At 55.6% G+C, this 22181-nt stretch carries 23 protein-coding genes; 10 read left to right on the top strand and 13 right to left on the bottom strand.

From position 1 onward, the window contains the following. Positions 1-66 precede the first annotated feature (66 nt). Both rpmH and Q0778_RS11715 read right to left on the bottom strand, forming a co-directional pair. Entirely contained in the window at positions 67-201 is a 135-nt protein-coding gene (gene rpmH / locus Q0778_RS11720) for a 50S ribosomal protein L34 (RefSeq protein ID WP_142787977.1), read from the bottom strand. 124 nt (positions 202-325) lie between these two features. Further along, positions 326-1363 (bottom strand): alpha/beta hydrolase, encoded by a 1038-nt coding sequence (locus tag Q0778_RS11715; RefSeq protein ID WP_298336279.1) that lies wholly within the window; start codon positions 1361-1363, stop codon positions 326-328. 159 nt (positions 1364-1522) lie between these two features. Between Q0778_RS11715 and Q0778_RS11710 the strand changes: the two genes are divergently transcribed. Both Q0778_RS11710 and Q0778_RS11705 read left to right on the top strand, forming a co-directional pair. Then, positions 1523-3019 carry a YifB family Mg chelatase-like AAA ATPase gene (locus Q0778_RS11710; RefSeq protein ID WP_298336277.1) on the top strand — a complete coding sequence of 499 codons (1497 nt, stop codon included), beginning with the start codon at positions 1523-1525 and terminating at the stop codon, positions 3017-3019. A gap of 34 nt (positions 3020-3053) precedes the next feature. Next, positions 3054-3728: a cyclic nucleotide-binding domain-containing protein gene (locus tag Q0778_RS11705; RefSeq protein ID WP_298336275.1), complete on the top strand. Its 675-nt coding sequence runs from the start codon at positions 3054-3056 to the stop codon at positions 3726-3728. On the opposite strand, the gene recQ is transcribed toward Q0778_RS11705, so the two are convergent. Further along, a complete protein-coding gene (gene recQ / locus Q0778_RS11700; protein WP_298337633.1) occupies positions 3725-5503 on the bottom strand; it encodes a DNA helicase RecQ in 1779 nt (592 codons plus the stop codon). The genes Q0778_RS11705 and recQ overlap by 4 nt on opposite strands. Positions 5504-5737: 234 nt before the next feature. Continuing rightward, positions 5738-6289 carry a helix-turn-helix domain-containing protein gene (locus tag Q0778_RS11695; RefSeq protein ID WP_298336272.1) on the bottom strand — a complete coding sequence of 184 codons (552 nt, stop codon included), beginning with the start codon at positions 6287-6289 and terminating at the stop codon, positions 5738-5740. A 212-nt stretch (positions 6290-6501) separates the two neighbouring features. On the opposite strand from Q0778_RS11695, the gene Q0778_RS11690 reads away from it, so the two are divergent. After that, on the top strand, positions 6502-6843 hold the full coding sequence (locus tag Q0778_RS11690; RefSeq protein WP_298300798.1) for a hypothetical protein: 342 nt from the start codon (positions 6502-6504) through the stop codon (positions 6841-6843). 171 nt (positions 6844-7014) lie between these two features. On the opposite strand, the gene Q0778_RS11685 is transcribed toward Q0778_RS11690, so the two are convergent. The 3 genes from Q0778_RS11685 to galE form a co-directional block, all read right to left on the bottom strand. Further along, a complete protein-coding gene (locus Q0778_RS11685; protein WP_298336270.1) occupies positions 7015-7617 on the bottom strand; it encodes an HAD family phosphatase in 603 nt (200 codons plus the stop codon). Between the two features lie 123 nt (positions 7618-7740). Further along, entirely contained in the window at positions 7741-7866 is a 126-nt protein-coding gene (gene ykgO / locus Q0778_RS11680; protein WP_007165381.1) for a type B 50S ribosomal protein L36, read from the bottom strand. Positions 7867-7985: 119 nt separating this feature from the next. Continuing rightward, positions 7986-9008, bottom strand: a complete 1023-nt coding sequence (galE, locus tag Q0778_RS11675; RefSeq protein ID WP_298300754.1) for a UDP-glucose 4-epimerase GalE — start codon at positions 9006-9008, stop codon at positions 7986-7988. Positions 9009-9067: 59 nt separating this feature from the next. Between galE and Q0778_RS11670 the strand changes: the two genes are divergently transcribed. The 3 genes from Q0778_RS11670 to Q0778_RS11660 all read left to right on the top strand — a co-directional run bounded on the left by Q0778_RS11670 (position 9068) and on the right by Q0778_RS11660 (position 11638). Next, positions 9068-9712 (top strand): hypothetical protein, encoded by a 645-nt coding sequence (locus Q0778_RS11670; RefSeq protein ID WP_298300751.1) that lies wholly within the window; start codon positions 9068-9070, stop codon positions 9710-9712. Between the two features lie 2 nt (positions 9713-9714). Next, the gene (locus Q0778_RS11665; RefSeq protein ID WP_298300748.1) at positions 9715-10848 is read left to right on the top strand and encodes a M14-type cytosolic carboxypeptidase; all 1134 of its coding nucleotides are present in this window, start codon (positions 9715-9717) and stop codon (positions 10846-10848) included. Between the two features lie 82 nt (positions 10849-10930). Then, positions 10931-11638 (top strand): DUF4197 domain-containing protein, encoded by a 708-nt coding sequence (locus tag Q0778_RS11660; protein WP_298300742.1) that lies wholly within the window; start codon positions 10931-10933, stop codon positions 11636-11638. Positions 11639-11860: 222 nt separating this feature from the next. Here the strand turns inward: Q0778_RS11660 and Q0778_RS11655 are convergent, their stop codons facing one another. Genes Q0778_RS11655 through Q0778_RS11645 form a run of 3 tightly spaced genes read right to left on the bottom strand, consistent with a single transcriptional unit; the run spans position 11861 to position 13487 of the window. Beyond that, positions 11861-12283: a cytidine deaminase gene (locus Q0778_RS11655; protein WP_298300738.1), complete on the bottom strand. Its 423-nt coding sequence runs from the start codon at positions 12281-12283 to the stop codon at positions 11861-11863. Continuing rightward, a complete protein-coding gene (locus Q0778_RS11650; protein ID WP_298300736.1) occupies positions 12280-12963 on the bottom strand; it encodes a glycoside hydrolase family 25 protein in 684 nt (227 codons plus the stop codon). The genes Q0778_RS11655 and Q0778_RS11650 overlap by 4 nt, the downstream gene beginning before the upstream one ends. A gap of 41 nt (positions 12964-13004) precedes the next feature. Continuing rightward, positions 13005-13487 (bottom strand): UPF0262 family protein, encoded by a 483-nt coding sequence (locus Q0778_RS11645; protein WP_298337630.1) that lies wholly within the window; start codon positions 13485-13487, stop codon positions 13005-13007. Between the two features lie 175 nt (positions 13488-13662). On the opposite strand from Q0778_RS11645, the gene Q0778_RS11640 reads away from it, so the two are divergent. After that, positions 13663-15180 (top strand): replicative DNA helicase, encoded by a 1518-nt coding sequence (locus Q0778_RS11640; RefSeq protein WP_298300731.1) that lies wholly within the window; start codon positions 13663-13665, stop codon positions 15178-15180. A 3-nt stretch (positions 15181-15183) separates the two neighbouring features. Here the strand turns inward: Q0778_RS11640 and Q0778_RS11635 are convergent, their stop codons facing one another. Then, on the bottom strand, positions 15184-16374 hold the full coding sequence (locus tag Q0778_RS11635) for a phosphatidylserine/phosphatidylglycerophosphate/cardiolipin synthase family protein (RefSeq protein WP_298336268.1): 1191 nt from the start codon (positions 16372-16374) through the stop codon (positions 15184-15186). 110 nt (positions 16375-16484) lie between these two features. Here Q0778_RS11635 and rpoZ point away from each other — a divergent pair, with 110 nt between their 5' ends. Together rpoZ and Q0778_RS11625 are read left to right on the top strand one after the other, a co-directional pair. Further along, positions 16485-16829 (top strand): DNA-directed RNA polymerase subunit omega, encoded by a 345-nt coding sequence (gene rpoZ, locus Q0778_RS11630; protein WP_298300724.1) that lies wholly within the window; start codon positions 16485-16487, stop codon positions 16827-16829. 182 nt (positions 16830-17011) lie between these two features. Next, complete coding sequence (locus Q0778_RS11625; protein WP_298300720.1) at positions 17012-18079, top strand: DUF3667 domain-containing protein; 1068 nt, start codon at positions 17012-17014, stop codon at positions 18077-18079. Positions 18080-18141: 62 nt separating this feature from the next. Here the strand turns inward: Q0778_RS11625 and ftsH are convergent, their stop codons facing one another. Further along, entirely contained in the window at positions 18142-20103 is a 1962-nt protein-coding gene (gene ftsH / locus Q0778_RS11620; RefSeq protein WP_298300717.1) for an ATP-dependent zinc metalloprotease FtsH, read from the bottom strand. A gap of 159 nt (positions 20104-20262) precedes the next feature. Beyond that, on the bottom strand, positions 20263-20901 hold the full coding sequence (locus tag Q0778_RS11615) for a TetR/AcrR family transcriptional regulator (protein WP_298300713.1): 639 nt from the start codon (positions 20899-20901) through the stop codon (positions 20263-20265). A 131-nt stretch (positions 20902-21032) separates the two neighbouring features. On the opposite strand from Q0778_RS11615, the gene Q0778_RS11610 reads away from it, so the two are divergent. Beyond that, positions 21033-22169 carry an ABC transporter permease gene (locus tag Q0778_RS11610; protein ID WP_298336266.1) on the top strand — a complete coding sequence of 379 codons (1137 nt, stop codon included), beginning with the start codon at positions 21033-21035 and terminating at the stop codon, positions 22167-22169. The last annotated feature ends 12 nt before the right edge of the window (positions 22170-22181 follow it).

Raw genomic sequence — 22181 nt, 5'->3', positions numbered from 1 at the left:
GGAGCCCGCTTAGCCGCATGGCTATTTGCTTGTCGCGTGCCCTCAATCGCACACGCGGGGAAAGGGTTAAGCCGAAAGGCTTTTGCGGCCGCGCTTGCGACGCGCACGGATGACCTTGCGGCCACCCGGAGTTGCTTTGCGTGCAAAGAAGCCGTGGCGACGGGCACGCACAAGATTGCTAGGCTGGAAAGTCCGCTTCATTTCGTCCTCGAATAATTGCTTGGCACCTTCACAAAGTTCTCAATGAGGAGAAGTGAAAGCAACCGGATTTGACCCCTTAGAAACAAGCGGTCCGATTAGCGCCGCGCAACTATGGAAAAGCGCGTCATGAGTCAAGCAAAGACATGCCTGACCAAGAGAGCCGCACCTTCGTTAGATCACCGTAGTTGATGGCAGGATTCGTCGTTTCAACCGAAATAGGCTCCCAATTCATCTCTGCAATACGAGCGTTGGTCTCGGCCAGACTGGCACGAACATTCTCACAAAACGCGCAAATTCTGGGCATTTTGCGCACCGCGTACCGATTGGGTGCCACGGTCTGGGGGGCAATCCAGCCGCGCATCTCAACGGCATCAAGCCAACGGGCGCTTGCATGGGGTACGGAATTGGTCATCGCATAAAAGGCGTGCGCTTGGTTCTCGCTCATTCCCATTTCGACATAATAGTCGAGATACAGTCGATGCGCTGGGTGGTTGGCGGCAAAATCATCCGCCTCGCGCCCGTGATTGTCGAGCCAGGAATGCACTGCGAATGTCGCACCATCTTCAATCGAACGAGATTCGCCCGCAAGGAACAGCTCCACAGCGCCCGAACGCACAGAACCGCGACGCGGGACATGCGTGCTGATGCCAGCCTCGCGTATCTTCCGGCCTACAGCGAGATTGGCGATGTCATTGCTGGTGCCCGGTGCTTCGACCATTTCGAGCGTTTCGATGCCCGGAAACTCGCGAAGCATGGCCTCGAAATCGTGCGGCGAGCGGTCGTTAGTCGAGCCGACCATCTGGGCAACACTTGGGCTGACGACAACAAACGGCCCGAATTGCGCTCGCGCCATCGAAGGCCGATTTCTGGGGGCAGGCCGTGCATAACGCGCAGCGCTGCGAATTTCGGACACCTTCTTGCCATCGACGATTGTAGTTACGACGGTAGGCAGTGTTTCATCACTTACTCGCACTTCATCATCGGCAACTTTGACCCATCGCCCTTGAACCGGATCCCATTCCTCGACCCAGCTTTGGGTAGTTACCGTGCGATAGCTACCCGAGTTGTTTTCCATGCCTAGGGTTGCAAAACCCTGCGCCAAAAGCGGGCTGGAAACGAGGGCAAGCTGCATAGCAGCCAGGAATGCGGCAATTCTTTTCATGCCTGCAAAATTATGCCGTGGCTCGTTCACGAACCGCCAACGTTTATGCTTGCAAATTCCTTGCGTAGTCGCACCAAGTCACTCGACAAGAAAGTGTTTACCCTTCAGTAAAGACCCCATCGGGTTACGCCGGGTGCAAATTGTTGGGGGGATTGCGCGTTGGTCGCACTCATTCGCACGGTTGCTTACCTGGGCCTAGAGGCGCGGGGCGTTGAAGTTCAATGCCAGGTGGCCCCGGGCTTACCGCGCTTCACCATAGTGGGTTTGCCGGACAAAGCGGTGAGCGAAAGCCGCGAGAGGGTGCAGGCAGCACTTTCCGCGATGGGCCTTGCGATGCCGCCCAAGCGGATCACCATTAACTTATCGCCCGCCGACCTGCCCAAAGACGGCTCGCATTACGATTTGCCAATCGCTTTGGCACTGCTTGCCGCAATGGGGGTGACCGATTCGGAACAACTCAATGACTGGATTGCGGTGGGTGAGCTGTCGCTTGATGGTAGGATTGTACCCTCGCCCGGAGTATTAATCGCGGCGCTTTACGCGAGCGGTGAGGAAACCGGATTGATTTGCCCCGCCGCGCAAGGGTCCGAAGCAAAGTGGGCAAGCGGCGTACCAGTGTTGGCTCCGCGCGACCTGAGCACTCTATTGGACCATCTCAAAGGCGATGTCGTTCTCGATGAACCTCCTCGTGGCGAGGTCGATGAGACCCCATTTGCTACTGACCTCCGGCAAGTGAAAGGACAAGAGACTGCCAAGCGCGCTTTGGAAATCGCGGCGGCAGGTGGGCACAATCTGCTGATGGCGGGGCCGCCGGGATCAGGCAAAAGCTTGCTTGCGTCTTGCTTGCCAGGGATATTGCCCGACCTTACACCGACCGAAGCTCTGGAAGTCTCCATGGTACAATCGGTGGCGGGAACTTTAGAAGCGGGCCAGATCAGCCGCGCACGACCGTTCCGTGCCCCGCATCATTCAGCCAGCATGGCCGCGCTCACCGGGGGCGGGCTCAAAGTTCGGCCCGGAGAAATCAGCCTCGCTCATCTGGGCGTATTGTTCCTTGACGAGCTACCCGAGTTTCAACGCCCAGTACTCGATTCATTGAGGCAACCACTGGAGACCGGCCAGGTCGATGTCGCACGGGCCAATGCCCATGTGACCTTCCCGGCGAGGGTACAGCTTATTGCCGCGATGAACCCATGCCGATGCGGCTATGCAGGCGATCCGATGCAGAACTGCAACCGCTATCCGCGCTGTATGGGCGATTATCAATCGCGCCTATCTGGACCGCTGCTCGACCGGATTGATTTGCACGTCGATGTCGCCGCGGTGAGCGCGGTTGACCTCACCCTTCCCCCACCTGCCGAAGGGAGCGCCGAAGTAGCCTCCCGCGTTGCCGCGGCAAGAGCCCATGCAGGGTCACGCGGTGTCCGCTCCAACGCTGAACTTGAAGGCGATGCGCTGGAAACCCATGCAGGACCAGATGAGGAAGGCCGAGCATTGCTAATGAGAGCAGCGGAAAAGCTGCGCCTATCGGCCAGAAGCTACACCCGCGTGCTTCGCGTCGCACGCACGGTTGCAGATTTAGCCGGCACGCAAACGGTCAGACGCCCTCATATCGCAGAGGCTTTATCTTACCGGCAAAAGATGCGCGCGCCTTGATATTGCCAGGTCATGGCGCGTAAATATCTGAACCATGAGTATTTTTGACCCCGAACTGCTGATCTATCTGGGCGCTGGCCTTTTGCTGATTGGCTACGCCATTCGCGATGAGCTGAAGTTGCGCGTTTTGATCGCAGTCTCGTCCTTCGTTTACATTGCCTACTACTTTGCGGTCGGCCCTTTGTGGGGTGCCATCATCACGAGCCTTTTGATGATCGCGGTCAATTTCTGGGTGCTGGGCCAGATCATTCTAGAGCGCACCACCATGCGCATGTCTGACGATGAGAAAGCGCTGTACGAGGCTTTCGAGACACTGACACCAGGTCAGTTCCGGCGAGCCCTCAAATGTGCGGATTGGATTACTGTGAGCAAAGCAGAAGGCAATCTCCTGACCCAGGAAAACTCGCCTTCCAGCACGCTGTACTACATCTTCGAAGGAGACGCCGTGGTCGAGAAGGAGAGCCAGCGATTTGGCCTGCCTGCCGGAAACTTCGTGGGCGAGATCAGCTTCGTCTTGGACAGCAAAGCCTCTGCAACCGTCACCGCGCCTCCGGGTGTTCGATATGTGGCTTGGGATTGGGATCACTTGCGCAAATTGAGCGTAAAGCACCCGAATCTTGGCAATGCGCTTAACATGCGACTGACCCGCGATCTGGCGGAAAAGCTTACCACTTCGTATCGCCCCGGCGTACCTATCACATCAGTCTAACTCGAGGCGTGTTCGCGCAGGACCTCAAGAAAGTCCGGCCCCCAAGTGTCGAGCTTCTTTTCGCCCACACCTTGAAGCCCACCAATTTCACTTAAGGTTTGGGGTACAAAGGCGGCCATGGCACGAAGAACGCTGTCGTGGAAGATAATGTAGGCAGGAACCCCGTGTTCCTTGGCAAGCTCGCCTCGCCGCGCGCGCAGGGCATCGAACAAAGGATCGCCAACCGGGTTAGGGATGGCGCCCGCCCCCCGTGAGCCCCCGCCAGAACCTTTGCGCCGCTTCGTTTTGGGAGGCTCTGCGATCACAACAGCCCTGTCGCCTTTGAGAACCGCCCTTGCCTCCAGCCCTAGCGCCAATCCGCCATGTTCAGTCGTCACAAGCATTTCGTGGGCTGTACAAAACCGCATCACCGGTTTCAAAAGCGGTGCATCAAGGCTTCCGACGATGCCGAACACCGACAATTTGTCATGGCCGCGTTGGATGACGCGGGACTCATCGCGTCCAAGCAGAACCCGTTCAATATGACCCATGCCAAAACTCTGTCCGGTCCGGTAAACGGCCGAGAGCAGTTTTTGCGCAAGTTCCGTCACGTCCACCACTTGGGGCGGTTCCATACACCGATCACAATTGCCGCAAGGTTCTCGCAAATCATCGCCGAAATGCTTCAGCAGCAATTGCCTGCGACATTGGGCGCTTTCGACAAGCCCTGCCAGCGCATTCAAACGCGCTCGTTCGCTTGGCATTCGCGCTTCGTCGACATCGCTTAGCCACAGGCGCGCTTTGGCAAAATCGCTTGCGCCCCAGAACATATGTGCTGCCGCCGGATCGCCATCACGCCCAGCGCGGCCCGTTTCTTGATAGTAAGCCTCTATCGACTTTGGCAGTCCTGCGTGGATCACAAAGCGTACATCGGGTTTGTCGATCCCCATGCCAAAGGCAATTGTGGCCACCATCACCATGTCTTCTGACTGCACGAATTCGGCCTGCGTTGCGGCACGCTGTTCTGGCGGAAGCCCCGCATGATAAGCGCGAACAGGCCTGCCAGTGGAGGCAAGCTTTGCGGCCAAATCCTCTGTACCTTTGCGACTGGTCGCATAGACGATCCCAGCGCCGGGCGTTTTCACGATCACATCGGCGATCTGCTTTGCCTGATTGGCGCGCGGTGCAATCGAATATCGGATGTTAGGCCGGTCGAAGCCGGCTTTGATCAACCCCTCAGGCGCAATGCCAAGCTGTTTGAGGATATCCTCACGTGTGACTTCATCGGCGGTCGCGGTGAGAGCCAAGCGTGGCACATCGCCAAACCGGTCCAACATTTCGCGCAAGGCCCGATAGTCGGGGCGGAAATCGTGCCCCCATTCCGAAACGCAGTGCGCTTCATCAATCGCGAACAACCCAATCTGCACCTGAGATAAGAGCGATTGAAAGCCCGAAGTGTTCGCTCGCTCTGGGGCAACATAAAGGAGGTCTAGCTCACCGTTTCGCAGAGCTTGAACTGTTTCGGCTTGATCCGCATCAACCGAAGTCAAAGAGGCGGCGCGAATACCGACTGCGCGCGCTGCTCTGATTTGATCATGCATAAGCGCGATTAGGGGAGAGATGACAATCGCCGTCCCGTTCAGTGTCAGAGCAGGTATCTGATAACAAAGCGACTTGCCCGCCCCTGTTGGCATCAAAGCAAGTGTATGCTCACCATCCAAAATGCGGGCGATTACCCGTTCTTGCATCCCCCTAAAGCCGTCAAAGCCAAAGGTCCGGCGCAGCACATCGTACACGCCGCCGGGCAGAGGCGCGCCGGATGTATCGGCAATTGCGGGATCAAGGGTCGCGGTCAAAGCAGGAGGCGTCCAAAAGGAAGGCGAACGGAGGGCGAAGAAAGGAACCCTCTCGCTAGATCAGACGCGTGTCAGCCGCCAGATGCAGCCACCGCTAAGTCCGCAGAATTCTTATGAATGACGACAGTGCACCTAGACGGTCCTAAGGCACACCATCATTCAGGACGCAAACAACTATCGGGCGGCCCTTTTGACAGAAGACAGATCAACAACGTCATCGTAGCCGATTTCGCCAGCCAATGTGGCGATTGTGCCATCCGCGCGCCGTCCAATGTCGGCACGGCGAATCATATTGAGGCCTTGATGGTCAAGCACGCGGCCATCATGCGATAGCATTGATACCGGCCCGATCGGCAGGCGGTCCTGCTCGTCCACGAGAACCGGATCTTCGAGCACTGGCTCGTGGGCATATTTCTGGCCCCATTGGCGAAGAGCAATCATCGCAGGCAGGAGGTCAAAGCCTTTCTCCGTCAGGCGATACTCGATTTTGCGACGGTCATCGGCGCAAGGCTCGCGCCTAAGGATGCCGTGTTCAACCAGCTTTGCGAGTCGGTTTGAAAGGATGTTCCGCGCGATCCCGAGTTCACTCAAGAACTCTTCAAAGTGATGAAGCCCGTTAAAGCTCGCCCGCAGGATCATAAACGCCCAGCGTTCGCCCATCACTTCCAATGCTTGCGGCAGGCCGCAGTCGATCAACTCGCGCAGTGGTTCTCTAATTTCGCCCATAATCAGTCCTTCTCGTGCAACCTTTCTAACCGACCTTGCGTAATTCGCCAAATCATCACTGAAACGAAGCTGAAAAAGGCTTCGAAAAAAATTTCAGTTTCTAGTTGCAACCTGAAACCTAATCACATAGGTAGTGATTCGCAACTGGTTTCGAATCGAAACTGTGCTTCGCAACATGATGACCTTCCAGGCACTATCAGAAGGAAAACGAAATGACCCTCTCTATCCCGCGTACCGGCCGTCTCGCAGTATTTGCTTCGGCTCTCGTTTACACCGGCCTAACCTTCGGTGTTGCTACCTCCGCGACCCCTGCAATGGCCGACAGCGGCCCTTACTACACCGCACAGCTGGCTCAGCCCGCTGAAGACAACCGTGCTGTTGCTGGTGGTGTTGCATGGGCCTGTCAGGGTACAACCTGCGTCGCCAATAAAGGCTCGTCACGTGCTTCGCGGATTTGCCGTGGCCTTTCACGCGAATTCGGCGAGATCAAAGGCTTTACTGCTGACGGTGAAGCACTGCCAGAAGACAAGCTCGCACGCTGCAACGGCAATTAAGCCGGACACCCTCTTAATCGAGTTTTAGGTCACGCCTTTCCCCAAAGTACCCGCAGGTGTGACCTGAATCGCAAGGGCCCGCTTCTCCACACGGGCAAAACTGAAGGCCCCGGTAGCGCAATTCCCCAACTGCGCGCCGGGGCTTTTTTATGTGCGATCAATGGCGCGCAATTAAAGGAGCCCGGTGTTACTCAACTGTGTGTTCAGAGCGTCAGCGTCGGTGAACAAATGCGCGTCCCAGCCGCGCTTTCGCGCAGCTTCAATGTTGGCAGGGTTGTCATCGGTGAAGAATAAATCAGAGCCATTAAGGCCTGAACGTTCTTCAACGATCTCATATATCCGCGCCTCAGGCTTCGCGACTTGCTCTGTGCCGGACACGATGATGTCTTCGAACAAGTCAAAGATCGGTTCAGTCGGCCGAAAGCCCTCCCAAAACTCGTGCCCAAAATTAGTGAGGCAGAACAGCGGCACACCTTCACGGTGCAGGCCGCGTACAAGATCGTGCACGCCTGCAACCGGGCCTGTGACTGTCTCATTGAAGCGATCCCGATAGGCAAGGATTTCTGCTTCAAATCTGGGAAATTCAGCGATCCGTTCGGGAACCATATCGTCCAAAGAGCGGCCACGATCATGCTGAAAGTGCCATTCTTCGGTGATCACATTGGCGATAAACCAATCTAGTTCCGCCTGATCATCAATGATCTTCCCAAACAGCGCACGCAATTGCCAGCCAAACAAGACCCGGCCCACATCGAACACAACAGCTTTCGTCACGTGTGCGCCCCTCAATCATCTTGGCAGCTAGAAACAGACGCGGCCCGCGCTCCTATGATGGAGGCGGGCCGCTGTTTACCTTTCAAACGCTCATGCGCGAGGCGAAAGCCCCGGCGCAGCCAGTTAGCCCTGGCGCGCTTTAAAACGACGGTTTGTCTTGTTGATCACATAAGTGCGACCACGACGGCGGATGACGCGGCAATCGCGGTGACGGTTTTTCAGCGACTTAAGGCTGTTGCGGATCTTCATGAGTGGTCTTTCGAATAAGAAAGCGCGCCAGAAGCAACCCGGCGCGCGGAAATTTCAGACGCGCACATATGGGTGCGTGGCAGATTCGTCAACCGATTCCTGCACCTATCACTGCCCCCTCAGCCGCGCAGCTCCGTCAACTTGCGCTCCCAAGCGAGTGCATGGGTAATGATCGTGTCGAGATCATCATGCCTCGGCTTCCAAGGAAGGGTCGAGCGAATCAGTGACGGGTCCGAAATCAGCTGGGCAGGGTCGCCTGGGCGCCGACCTTCCAGGCGCCGCTGAATCGGCGTGTTCGTCACCCGGTCTACCGCATCAAGCACCTCAAGCACCGAGAACCCACGCCCGTAGCCGCAGTTCATCGTCAGCGATCGATCTGGCTCGGCCATTAGCGCCTCAAGCGCGTGGACATGGGCCGAGGCCAGGTCACTTACATGGATATAGTCCCGCACACCGGTGCCATCAGCCGTGTCGAAATCGGTGCCAAAAACCCCTACATGACTGCGCTTGCCGAGCGCGGCCTCAAGCGCGACTTTGATAAGGTGCGTAGCCCCAGCAGTCGATTGCCCTGTCCGAGCCTGCGGATCAGCACCAGCCACATTGAAGTACCGCAGCGCACAGAAGTTGAGGTCATGGGCCGCTGCAACATCCGTGAGCATCTGCTCCGTCATCAGCTTCGACCAGCCATAGGGGTTGATCGGCATTTGCGGGGTGTCTTCGCTCACAGCCTCGACCTCCGGTATACCGTAGGTGGCCGCCGTTGATGAGAAGATAAGATGTGGCACGCCAGCCTTGACCGCTGCCTCAACCAGAACGCGGCTTTTGGCAGTGTTGTTGTGATAATATTTGAGGGGATTCTCCACACTCTCAGGCACCACTATTGAGCCTGCAAAATGCATGATCGCACCCACACCTTGCTCTTTGAAGACCCCCGCAAGCAGCCCTGCATCCTCTACATCGCCCTCGTAAAAGGCGACATCGTCTGGGACCGCAAAGCGAAAACCCGTTGTCAGGTTGTCAATCACTGCCACCGGCCATCCGGCATCCAAAAGAGCCAGAACCGCATGGCTGCCGATATATCCCGCGCCGCCCGTGACGAGGACGCAAGGTTTCGCTAGTGTGTGTGTCGCAATTGAATTCATCTGCGCGCCGTTAGCAGCAAGTGGTTTTCAAGTCGCGAAGGAAATTGAGAGGGACACAAATGCCTGGCTCCAGATTTTTGAACGGCAAGACTCTTGCCACCGTATTGCTCGGCCTGTCGCTTAGCGCCTGCGTAGGGACAGCCTATTCGGGGCCTGTCGAGGTGACCCGATTTGTCGGCGAAGCAAACATGTCCATCGGGCAAGATCCAATCGCAATCACCTTTCCCGAAGAGATGAGCAACGTCCGTGCCAAAGACGCGTTCTATGATGCCGTGGCTGCTGAGTTGGTTGGCCTTGGCTACACCATCGCGGAACAATCCCAATTGGGCGCACAAACCGCGCGCGTTACGACCAAGCGCAGCCCGCTTGCACCGGCGAGCTCTCGTGGGCCCGTTAGCGTAGGCGTTGGCGGCAGTACTGGTAGCTATGGCAGTGGCCTGGGTGTCGGCATTGGCATTGATCTGGGTGGAAACACCAGCAGGCCAAACGCCCTAAGCGAACTTTCCGTGCGTATCTCCGACGCGAGCGGGAACAGCGTATGGGAAGGCCGCGCGCAACAAGCGATCTCGATCAACTCTCCCTACGCTGATGTGGAAGCAAGCGCAGGCGCTCTAGCTGCAGCCTTGTTCAAGGGCTTTCCTGGTGGCGAGGATGCGATTAGAGGCGAGACCGTTTCCATCGAATTGGATGAACTTCAGGAATAAACATGCCCCAAATCGCTATCGATGCTGCTTTTGACAGCGGCAATATTGAGGTTTTGTCAATCGAAGGCACAACCGCTCGGCTCACCCTGACCACCGATCATATGTCTGAGTTCAAGCAGTGGTTTCACTTTCGGGTGAGCGGGGTGAGCGGTGAAGAAGTTGAGCTCAAAATCACTGCCCTGAATGAAAGCGCCTATCCGGGCGGTTGGCCTGGATATGATGCCTGCGTTTCGGAAGACCGTGAGCATTGGACTCGCGCGGCAAGCAGTTTTGACAAGGATGAAGAGGGTGGCACCCTTACCATCCGCTACACCCCAGCATCTGGGGCCTGCTATTTCGCCTATTTCGCCCCTTACTCGATGGAGCGTCACCACGACTTGATGGCAGAGGCTGCGTCGTGTGAAGGCGTTGAGCTCGTCCGCCTTGCCGCGACACTTGATGGCCAGCCGCTCGACATGCTGCAAATGGGCGAAGGGGAAACCCAAGTTTGGCTTTACGCCCGGCAGCACCCCGGTGAGACGCAAGCAGAATGGTGGATGGAAGGCACGCTCGAATGCCTCACAGATCCAGCCGATCCGGTCGCACGCAGCCTATTGAAGCGGTGTCGGTTCCATATCGTGCCCAATTGCAATCCTGACGGATCGCGCCGGGGGCACCTGCGCACCAACGCTGTAGGCGCCAATCTCAATCGGGAATGGGAGACACCGAGCGCAGAGAAATCTCCCGAAGTCCTCGCGATCCGCAATAAGATGGATGAAACCGGCGTGGACTTTGCCATCGATGTTCACGGAGATGAAGCGATCCCTGCAGTCTTTCTCGCTGGCTTCGAAGGCATCCCGTCGTGGACCGATGCACTCGGTGAGCAATTCTATCGCTACGAGAGAATTCTTGATCGCCGAACACCCGACTTCCAGACCGAGCTCGGCTATCCCAAGGCCTGGGCTGGCAAAGCCAACTTGACCATCTCAACCAATCAGGTGGCCGAACGTTTTGGTGCCTGCGCGATGACGCTGGAAATGCCTTACAAGGATCTGCGTGACTTTCCCGAGCCTGAGCAAGGCTGGTCGCCAGAACGCTGTAAGATACTGGGGCGGGATTGCCTCGCTGCGCTTTTGGAGTGGCTCGAGACGAGCTGACAGGATTTTACGTCTCCTAGGCCCCAGCGGCCTATTTCTGTGGTACAAACCTTCATACCGCAATGCATCGGGAGAGAAAGCCATGTCAGTTTCAGCCAATCGCCGTGGGTTTATCACGGGCGCAGGTGCATTTGGTTTAGCGTCCCTGGTCTCGTTCCCTCTCCAAGCACAGGGCCTCGGCGACCTCTTAGGTCGCGGCGGAGGGGGTGGCCTCGGCCTCTCCTCGATCCTTGGCAAAGCGACCGACAGCGCGCTTGATAAACTTGCTGTGCCGGGCGCGTTTTATGGCGATGAGAATGTGCGCATCGGCCTTCCCATTATTGGTAATCTCGGTGGGCGTAGTGGCGGATTACTCGGCTCCATTCTTGGCGGAGCAAGCCGTCTGGGTATTCTCGATGGTATCACGCGCAATATCAACGATGCGGCTGGCGTTGCAGCGGGCGAGGCAAAGCCAATCTTCCGCGATGCAATTGACGATCTTTCGTTTTCTGATGCCCCCGGCATTATCCGAGAGGACGATGGAGGCACACAGTACTTGCGCCGTTCGGCCAATGATCGGCTGCATTCACGGCTGGAGCCGCTGGTAGACAGCGCATTGGAAAGTGCTGGAGTCTACAAAACCTTCGATGGGCTAGCAGATGAACACTCCTTCATCCGTGATGCAGGCCTCAATCGAGAAAGCATCAACCGTTCGGTCACCGATCAGGGCCTCGATGGGATTTTCTCCTATATCGGATCAGAGGAACGCGAGTTCCGCAAGAATCCGCTAAGTGGTTTGCTAGGGAGCTAGGGCAAATCGAGACGCTAAACCGTGTTTCCTGCCCGAAGAACGGACGCCATCGTGACGTTGACTCGTTCAATACCAAATCCACGCACGAAATTGGGTCGGATGAGTGTTGCGCTAACGGCTCTCACAAATCTCTGAAATTATTGAACTTCGCCTAGAATCCGTAGGGCATAATGCAACATTGATGTTGCATTGACAGTTCTGGCTATTGTTGATCGCTACGGCTCAAGCCAGATGATCAGGCCCAAATGCATGGGGCAATAGCTGGGACAGCGTAACTTCGCGCACCTCTTTGTTCCCCACACAATAAATGGTTGGATCGGTTCCTCCCAGCCCTGCGATTTCATTCAGGGTCTGACGGCACCGGCCACACGGAGTAATCGGCGCGCCGTCGCCTTTGTCTTTGGGACCGACAACCGCGACCGCTTTCAATCCTCCGCGTCGCCCTTCGCCAAAAGCGCGCGCAACCGCAACGGTCTCTGCGCATAAGGTAAGACCGTAGCTGGCATTCTCGACATTACTTCCCACTATGATCGCCCCGTCGTCAAATAGGAGCGCTGCCCCTACCTGATAATCGGAGTAGGGCGCATAAGCATCTTCCGCCGCTGCGTGCGCTGCTTCGATTAGCGTGGTCTTTGGATCGCTCATCGTTGTACCACCATCCATTCAATCGGGGTTTCTGAGGCCTCGCTTACGAACTGACTATTCGCGCTCCACAAAAGCCAGGGCCGCCCTGCATAATCGGGCCGCGCTCGATCGCGTTCAAGCCATAAGCCACGCTCAATCATCCGGGCGATGTCATGTCGTAATTCAAAATCTCGCCCGAGCCGCAGGATCACAGGCTTGCCTGAGTGCATCTCGATTTGATTGATAAGCGTCATCAGCTCACTTTCAACCGCAGCATCGCTCACCGTTGGATTGCAGCCCGAACCAAGGCGCTGAAGCGCAATCGCGGGTGGCAGGAACGAGCCATCGCGCGGCACCATGCGTGTGAAATGCGAGGATTGCTCATCGGCGCGAAGGCACGGATCAAACGGCGTCGAGATACCGACCTTCAGACCTGCACTACGCGCGTTTTCGAGTCGCTTGGCAAAACCCGGATCAGGCTTAACTCTCGCCTCACCCAGTTCAAGATAAACAAAATCCGCTCCAGTCGCAGCCAATGTTTCAAACCGTGTTGTCGGTGCCCGGCTGGCAATCACTGCGCCCTGCTCTGGGTAGAGGTCTGCATCTGGCCGCCATTCGCGCATGTCCCACCAAAACCATGCGGCAAAACTCACTGCGAAGAGAACCACCAAAGCAGCTCCGCGAAAAACCCAGAGGCCCAAGCCCGATTTCTTTCTATTCTTTCGCGCCACCCTGGTCCGCCTCAGCCTTTGATGTGGAGCACACAAATGAGCGTGAACAATCGCCGTGCAGTTGCAAAGTCCGTCTCGACCTTACCGTCAAGCCGCTCGACCAAGAGCTCAGCAGCATCATTGTGGATGCCGCGCCGCGCCATATCGATTGTTTCGATCTCCGCGGGGGTCGCCTTGCGAATTGCCTGATAATAGCTGTCGCAAATCGCGAAATACTCGCGGATCGGTCGACGAAAGCGGGCAAGGCCGATGAGAAGCGTTTCAAGCTGGTTTTCTTCTTGATCAGCAATATCCATAGCCAATCGGCCATCCTGAACCGCAAGCTTCAATCGGTACGGCCCCTTGACCCCGCGCTTGGCACTGCGAACCGGTTTAAAGGTGTTTTCCTCAATCAAGTCATAGATCGCCACGCGCCGTTCCTGCTCGACATCGGCATTGCGCCACAGGATCGTCTCTTCATCGAGCGCGATATGGACAATGCGATGTGTGCCCATCGGTTGTGACGCTGAATCGGAAGGCAGGCCTGACATAGTGGATGCCGCCTTCGCAGATTCAGGGGGCATACTTCAAGCATAACCAACTCCAATCCCCGCTATCCACAGCCTCTCATTGTAAAATTGACGCAGGCAACGCTTGCCTGAAGGCAGGTGCGGGCGCATTGAGCACTCAATGGCCGAACCCACTCCTCTTTCGCTCGTCGACAATGATGCTGACGGTACGCGCAAGCTCCCTTCCAATCTGGAAGCGGAGGCAGCGTTTTTAGGCGCGGTCCTGATTGACAACCGCGTTATTGAAGAACTTCAAACACCGATCCGCCCACATCATTTTTTCGAACCACTACATGAGCGGATTTTTGAGCGAATTCTGGCACTGATCGAACGCAATGCGACCGCTTCGCCCGTGACCTTGCGTCCGCACTTTGAAGCCGATGAAGCGCTCAAGGAACTCGGTGGCCCGAAATATTTGGCGCAGCTCACCGCGAATGGCGCCGGTCTTTTGGCACCGCGCGAGCTGGCTCAACAGATCTATGACCTGGCACTTCTTCGTGAGTTGGTCAGCGTTGGCCGCGGCCTTGTTGAAGGCGCGCTGGACACTTCGGAAGACACCAGCCCTGTAGACCGCATAGCCCAGGCAGAAGCGGATCTATACCGAGTGGCGGAAGGCGCCGCGACCGGAAAAGATGCCGAGAGTTTCCGCGACGCGGCTTTGACTGCCATCAAGATGGTCGAAGCGGCGATGAACTCAGGTGGTGGTTTGTCGGGCAAGACTTCTGGTCTGGAAACGCTTGACCAGAAAACGGCCGGCCTACACGATTCCGACCTTATCATCCTCGCCGGCCGTCCGGGCATGGGCAAGACGTCGCTTGCAACTAATATCGCCTTCAACTGTGCGGAAGAACACCTCAAGTGGCAAAGCGAGGGCGGCGAACATTGCTACGGAGCACCAACCGCTTTCTTCAGCCTTGAGATGAGCGCGGACCAGTTGGCAACACGTATCCTAGCCGAACAGTCAGAGGTGTCATCCGAGGCATTGCGCTCCGGTCAGCTTAGTCGTGATGATTTCCAAAAACTGAGTTTTGCAAGCCAGCGCTTGGCTGAACTTCCGCTCTATATTGATGACACGCCCGGCCTCACAATCGGCGCGTTGCGCACCAGAGCCCGGCGACTAAAGCGGCGACACGACATTGGCCTTATTGTCATTGATTACCTGCAACTTTTGCAAGGGTCTGGCCGAGCAAATGACAATCGCGTCAATGAAATCTCGGAGATCAGCCGGGGCCTGAAGACGCTGGCGAAAGAGCTCGGTGTACCTGTCATCGCGCTCTCTCAGCTCAGCCGTGCGGTTGAGCAGCGCGATGACAAACGGCCTATGCTCTCTGACCTCAGGGAATCGGGCTCGATCGAGCAGGACGCCGATATGGTCTGGTTTATCTACCGTGCCGACTATTACAAAGAGGCTGTGCGTCCCGATATGCCCAATCCGGACGGTTCGAGCTCCATCGAGGTGCAAGAAAAATACGCGCAATGGGAAGCTGAGTATCTCGAGATCAAGAACAAGGCCTCGCTTATCGTTGCGAAACAGCGCCATGGCTCAACCGGCAATGTCCCGCTGCATTTCCAAAGCGAGATAACCAAGTTCACCTCACCCAATATGCGTGATTACTCTAGCTGGGGCATGGACGAGTAATCTCTAATATGGGCGCGTCATCGCTTGTGACAGGTGATAATCTGCGAGACCAAGCCAATGGAAAAATCGCCAGCGGGCCCGCTGCCAAAATCCAGCATTTCGTCGATACCATGCCCGGTCAATGGGAAGACTGGCTTCGTCGAGATGGTTAATCAGCTCACGCAATCTGTCTGCTAATGCCTTGTCTTGAACACGAACCATCAACTCAATGTTCATCCGGATTGACCGACGATCAAGGTTGGCGCTGCCGAAGTAACTGCAATCGTCCACCACCAAGAGCTTCATATGTAGTTTGGACGGTTGAAACTCCGATACTTTTGCGTCATTTTCGATCAAACCTTTATAGTATAGTCTTGCAACATCGATGGTCCCATTCAGATCTGATTTACCTGCCGCAATCAGCCGAACACTACCGCGGCGAGCGACCCTTGCCATCGCACGCCGAAAGCTCGCGGGTGGGCCAAAATACGCGGTAACCATGTCGAGCCGGAGGGCTTTGGCGATTTCCTTCTTGAATTGGTAAGACCAATGTGAGCGACGGATAAGCGGTCCGCCGAGGAGCAACTGCACCTCGCCTGCACCCGGCTTCCACTGGCGGATAATTTGCCTAGTTTGCGTTAACCCAAGACTTTGGCGCTTGGTCAGTTCTTCGAGTAACTTGAACCATTCCGAAAAACGCTCTGTGATGGCACCTTCGATTGCAACCCCCAGATCGCACCACCCATTCTCGCTCGGCGTGTTATAATAGTCTTCTGACACGTTCGCGCCACCGGTCATGACCCGGGCTTGGTCTGCAACTGCGAATTTCTGATGGTTGCGCACCAGATACCCCCGGTTCCAACTAGCCGCGAATATCGCGAACTTGGCTCCAGCATCTTCTAATGGCTTGAAGAATTCGCGAGGCACGTCGCTTCCAAAAGCATCAACGATCAACGACACGTGAACACCACGCTCCGCGGCGTTAATCATCGCATCTAACACTTTTCCCCCTGCGTGATCATCCTGAAATTCATAGTAAAAAACTTCAAGGCACTGCTTTGCGCATTCGATATGATCGATGAGCGCAGCCAGCCGGTCTGACCCGGCCGGATAGAATGTGAAGGCGTGCTCGGCGGCATCAACGCGAAAGCTGGCGCTGTCTTTGTAATCGCTAAGGCTCGTATGCGCTGGATTAAGAAGATTTTCAGAGGTCACTAAAGAGCAATGCACAAGACCGCCAATGGTTGCAAATTCTTGACTCTCTCCCCTTTGAACCCTAGTTGCGGCGCTCTCATTCACAACTGATTATCACAAGGGGCCCGTAGATGGCACGCGTTACCGTTGAAGATTGCGTCGATAAGGTTCCAAACCGCTTCGACCTCGTCCTGCTCGCAGCACAGCGTGCCCGCGAAATCTCAGGCGGCAGCGAGCTGACTCTTGAGCGTGATCGCGATAAAAACCCGGTTGTGGCTCTGCGCGAGATTGCAGAACAGACGATCAAGCCGAAGGAGTTGAGTGAATCTCTCGTCACGGGTCTGCAAAAGATCCTTCCCGATGATGAAGATGATGCCGATGAGATCGGTTCGCTCAGCCAATCCGCGGAAGCTCTGCGCATCACGGCTAGCGCTCCGACCCGCTCAACTTCGATTGGCGCTGATTACGACGGCTAAGCTAAATTGCGAAAACACCAATTCTCAAAAGGGTCGCCATTTGGCGGCCTTTTTTGTTCGCACCAGATTCGAGTTGCTCGCGATGGCAGCCGATGAGATCAATCCACTACTCAGCAAGCAGTCTTTGGCAATTCGCAGGCAAGCCTTATAGTGCAGCACAGCACAGTTAGGGGTGGCTGCAAATGAGCGATATTGCCGAAGGTCTAGGCGCAGTGGTCGAAGGGGCGCTGGTTGGACGTGCAGTCGAACCAGCGCAGGGAGAGGGATCTTGCGAAATCGCCGACCCCTCTCCTGAAGACTGCGCCAATTGCGGCGCCTCAATCTCAACTGCTTTCTGCCCACAGTGCGGCCAGAAGCGCAAAGTCCACCGCTCAATCGCGGCTATCAGCCATGACCTTATTCACGGTGTCCTGCATCTCGACGGCAAGTTCTGGAAAACCCTGCCGCTGCTCGTCTTCAAACCAGGCAAACTGACACGCCGCTATATCAATGGTGAACGCGCGAAATTCGTTAGCCCGATGGCGATGTTTCTTTTCAGCGTTTTTGCGATGTTTGCTGTTTTTCAGATGGTGGGAATCTCCGCGCCCTCAGATATTGGGTCGGAAACGGACCTCAATCGCTCCACTGAGTTGATGCGCGATGAAGCGCAAGAAGGCCTCGACGATCGCGAAGCACGGCTGGCTTCCATGTCAGCCAATGATCCTGAGCGGGTTCAGGTTGAGGCGGAGATCGAACAGCTTAAGGAGAGCTTGTCTGGCATCGATGAGATCGAAAAGCTCACATTTAACTTCAATCAGAGCGTTGATGAAGAAGCATCGGGTATCGAGTTCATCGATAATGCGGTGAAGAAGTGGCGGGATAACCCCGGCCTAATGATCTACAAGCTTCAGTCAAACGCATATAAGTTCAGTTGGCTCCTGATCCCCTTATCCATTCCATTTATGTGGTTGATTTTCGCTTGGAAGCGACGTTTCAAGGCATATGATCACGCGATTTTCGTCACGTATTCACTCGCTTTCATGTCGATGCTCTTTATTGCCGTATCGCTTTTGGGCACGGCTGGCGCACCGCCCCCATTTGTTGTTTTTCCTCTTCTGATTGTTCCCCCGTTGCACATCTACAAACAACTTCGGGGCACTTACGAGCTCAGCCGCTTCTCTGCTCTTTGGCGGCTTTTGGTGATGAGCATTTTCATCTGGGTCGTCGTTGGCCTGTTCTTCCAGTCATTGATTTTCCTGGGTGCGTTATAGGGTAACAAAAACGGGCGCCAAATCAGATCTGACGCCCGCTCTATTCGGTTCTGGTCGAAGACTTACGCCCCTTGAGGAGCTTCCCCTCCGGATCCGCCAAATCGCTTGCCAGCCTTTGGAATTGCGGAGCCTTGTGTCGGATTGACCACATTTGGACCTTTCGGTTCATCCGGGCGATCAATCTTGCCATCTTTCATCAACGCATCGATCTCATCACCCGTCAGAGTCTCATATTCGAGCATAGCTTGGGCCAATAAGTGCAGCTTGTCTTCTTGCTCGGTAAGGATGTCCTGCGCTCGTTTCAGACCACCTTCAACCAAGCCTTTGATTTCCGCATCGATCAATTTGTTGGTCTCGGCTCCGCCCATGGTACGCGCCGTCTGGCCCATGCCGAGATAGCCTTCCTGGCTTTGCTCATATTGAAGCGGCCCGAGTTTCTCACTCATGCCCCATTTGGTCACCATATTGCGGGCAAGATCTGTCGCATATTGGATGTCACCCGATGCCCCGCTCGAGACTTTATCGTGTCCAAAGATAATGTCTTCAGCGACACGGCCACCCATAGCGACAGCGAGGTTGGCATGCATCTTGTCACGATGGTACGAATAGCTGTCCCGCTCCGGCAAACGCATCACCATACCAAGCGCCCGGCCACGCGGGATTATTGTCGCTTTGTGGATTGGGTCAGAGGCTGGCTCGTTCAACGAAACAAGCGCGTGACCTGCCTCGTGATAAGCTGTCATCTTCTTCTCGTCCTCGGTCATAACCATGGAGCGACGTTCCGCGCCCATCATGACCTTGTCCTTCGCGTCCTCGAACTCCTGCATGGCCACAAGTCGCTTGTTACGGCGAGCGGCCAGCAGTGCAGCTTCATTGACGAGGTTGGCAAGGTCTGCACCCGAGAAGCCTGGCGTACCTCGCGCGATGGTGCGCGGATTCACATCAGGTGCGAGAGGAACCTTCTTCATGTGCACGCCAAGAATTTTCTCACGGCCATCAATATCAGGGATCGGCACCACAACCTGACGGTCGAAACGGCCTGGGCGCAAGAGCGCAGGGTCAAGCACGTCTGGACGGTTGGTCGCCGCGATGATGATGATGCCTTCATTGGCTTCAAAACCATCCATTTCGACCAGAAGCTGGTTCAGGGTCTGCTCGCGCTCATCATTCGAGTTCCCGAGGCCATGACCACGGGAACGGCCGACCGCATCGATTTCGTCGATAAAAACGATACAAGGAGCGCTCTTTTTCGCCTGCTCAAACATGTCGCGCACCCGGCTTGCGCCAACGCCTACGAACATCTCAACAAAGTCGGATCCCGAAATGGTGAAGAAGGGAACGCCCGCCTCGCCTGCGATCGCGCGGGCAAGCAGCGTTTTACCTGTGCCCGGCGAGCCCACGAGCAAAGCGCCTTTCGGAATTTGCCCACCTAGTTTAGAAAAGCGCGTCGGATCTTTCAAAAACTCAACGATTTCTTCCAACTCTTCGCGGGCCTCATCAATACCAGCAACATCATCGAAGGTGACGCGTCCCTGGCGTTCGGTAAGCATTTTGGCCTTGGATTTGCCAAAACCCATAGCGCCACCGCCACCGCCCTTTTGCACTTGGCGAAGAGCGAAGAAGGCGATGCCTAGGATTAGGATAAAAGGAAGTGCCTGGATCAGTATGATCAAAAGCAAGCTCTGCTGCTCACGCGCTTTGCCAGTGAACTGAACGTCGTTCTCTTCGAGCAGACCGGTAATCTGCATATCACTTGCAACGGGAACCGTAGTGAAGCTTTCGCCGTTCTTCAGCGTGCCGGTGATAACATCTTCACCAAGCTGAACATCCTGAACAGCACCCTCCGCGACTTTATCGCGGAATTCAGAATAGGCCATTTGCTCGCCTGCAGGCTGGCCACCACCGTTGAACATTGAAACAACAAGCAAAAGCGCCATGAAAATGCCGCCCCAGATCATCAGTTGTTTCACCCAAGGATTCTGGCCTTCAGGCGGTTGCTCATTCGGGTCGTGTTGGTCGCTCATTCGCATCGATTCCTTATTTGCTCGACCAATGTAGGACTGGTCCGATGAATCGCAAGCTAATGCCTGTCCGTGCACCACTCTCTAAACCTGCACACTCAGATGCAGAAATTCGATCACTAGCAACTATGCTGTTAATGCACCAAGCAAGGCAATACGAGACTAGGGTCTTTGGTAGGCAGCAAGGAATACCGAAACGGCGCCCTTGATCCGCGCTTCTGTCGCTCCGGCAGAGGGCATCGCACCGAACCTGCGCTCCAAATCCCCCATACCTTTTGCTAGGGAAACAAGCTGTTCTGCGGCCAGGTCAGGGTCATCGATTTGCAGTTCGCCTTGCGCCACTGCATGCGCCAACCAAGCGCTAAATGCAGCTTTCATTCGCCAAGGCCCAGTTTCCAAGAACGCTTCCCCCACTGCCGGCTCATGCTCGGTCTCTGCCGCTATCCGGCGTTCAAATTGAATCATCTCTGGGCGAGACAGAAATGCAACCATTGCACCTGCAATTTCAAAGAGACGCTCTCGGATCGAGCCATTGGACATGTGGTCGAGGGTAAAATACCCGCGCATTTTTTCGCATTCGCGCTCGACAGCGGCGGTGAATAGGCCCCGTTTATCTCCAAAGTGATTGTAGATTGTAACCTTCGAAACACCCGCATCTGCAGCAACCTGCTCAATCGATGTCGCAGCAAAGCCTTCGTTCATAAAGCGGTCTGATGCAGCTGCAACGATGGACTCGCGTTTCGCGGCGTCCGAAGGACGTCCAACCTTTCTTTTTTCGGGGGTGTGAGCGGGGCTGTTCAATTTTTCTGGAACCTGATGCGAATTGGCCGGTTGACAAACTGAACGGTCGCGTTCAATTAAACGGTGTCGTTCATTAATAGCAATTCCCTCTCCGCCCGCAACCCCTCTCTGATCGAAAGCACACAATCCGAATGCTCTGGATCGCGATCCGAATGCTCACGGGAGATGCCCAAAAGTTCTACGGACTTTTGTTTGGCATCGCATTTTCAACGCTGCTGATCACTCAGCAGCTGACGATTTTCGTTAATCTCATCGAGCGAGGAGCGAGTGGGGTCTACAATGCCCCCGAGGCAGAGATTTGGGTCATGGATCCAGTAAGTCGCACGACTGAGGTCAACTATGCCATGCCTTCGACTGCACTCGACGAGGTGCGCTCTGTGAAAGGCGTCGAATGGGCCGTCCCGCACCTTCGCGCCCCGGCTTCGGTGCGTTCCAGCACTGGGGATTTGGAGGGAGTGCAAATCGTAGGGGTTGATGATGCAACCTTAATTGGTTTGCCGGAACGGTTGCTCGAGGCAAACAAGTCGATCCTTTCACAACCCGACACAGTCTTGATCGATGATGTAGGCATCACCAATCTATTTGAATCGGGCGAAGATCCGATCGGGCAACGGCTTGAACTGAATGACCAACGTGCGATCATTCGCGGGGTTGCCGATGCTATTCCAAGCTTCACCAGCCAGGTCACGCTCTACACAAAATATTCTCAGGCGCTCAATTATGTGCCGGGCACCCGCAATCGACTCACCTTTGTACTTGTTGGCATCAAAGATGGTGAGAGCGCCGAAGCTGTCGCTCAAGCCATTGAAGATCAGACCGGCCTCAAGGCCGAAACCCGTGCCGAATTTGCACAGGCTGGCGTCAACTTCATAATCGAAAACACCGGCATTCCACTGAACTTCGGGATCACCGTTGCGCTCGGCTTTATCGTCGGTGTGGCCATTGTCGGCCTTACTTTCAGCCTCTTCATACGCGATAATATTAAACAGTTTGGCGCGCTCAAAGCGATTGGTGTGACCAATCGAAAGATTGCCGGCATGGTTGTCTCGCAAGCGGCAATGGTGGGATCCATTGGTTATGCGCTGGGTGTAATCGGCACCGTCTTGTTCATTCTTGGTTTCTCAGAAAACCCGACCTTCAAGGGCTTCTACATCCCCTGGCAGGTCCCGTTCGTGAGCATGGTGGCGGTGATCGTGATCCTCTCGCTGACCGGCTGGCTTTCATTGCGGAGTGTAATGCGAACCGAACCTGCAGCGGTATTCAGGTAAGAAGCTATGACA

The organism is uncultured Erythrobacter sp., from assembly GCF_947502395.1.
Taxonomy (GTDB): Bacteria; Pseudomonadota; Alphaproteobacteria; order Sphingomonadales; family Sphingomonadaceae; genus Erythrobacter.
The sequence above is the reverse complement of the archived record's forward strand: the minus strand, read 5'-3'. Positions and strand labels throughout refer to the sequence as shown.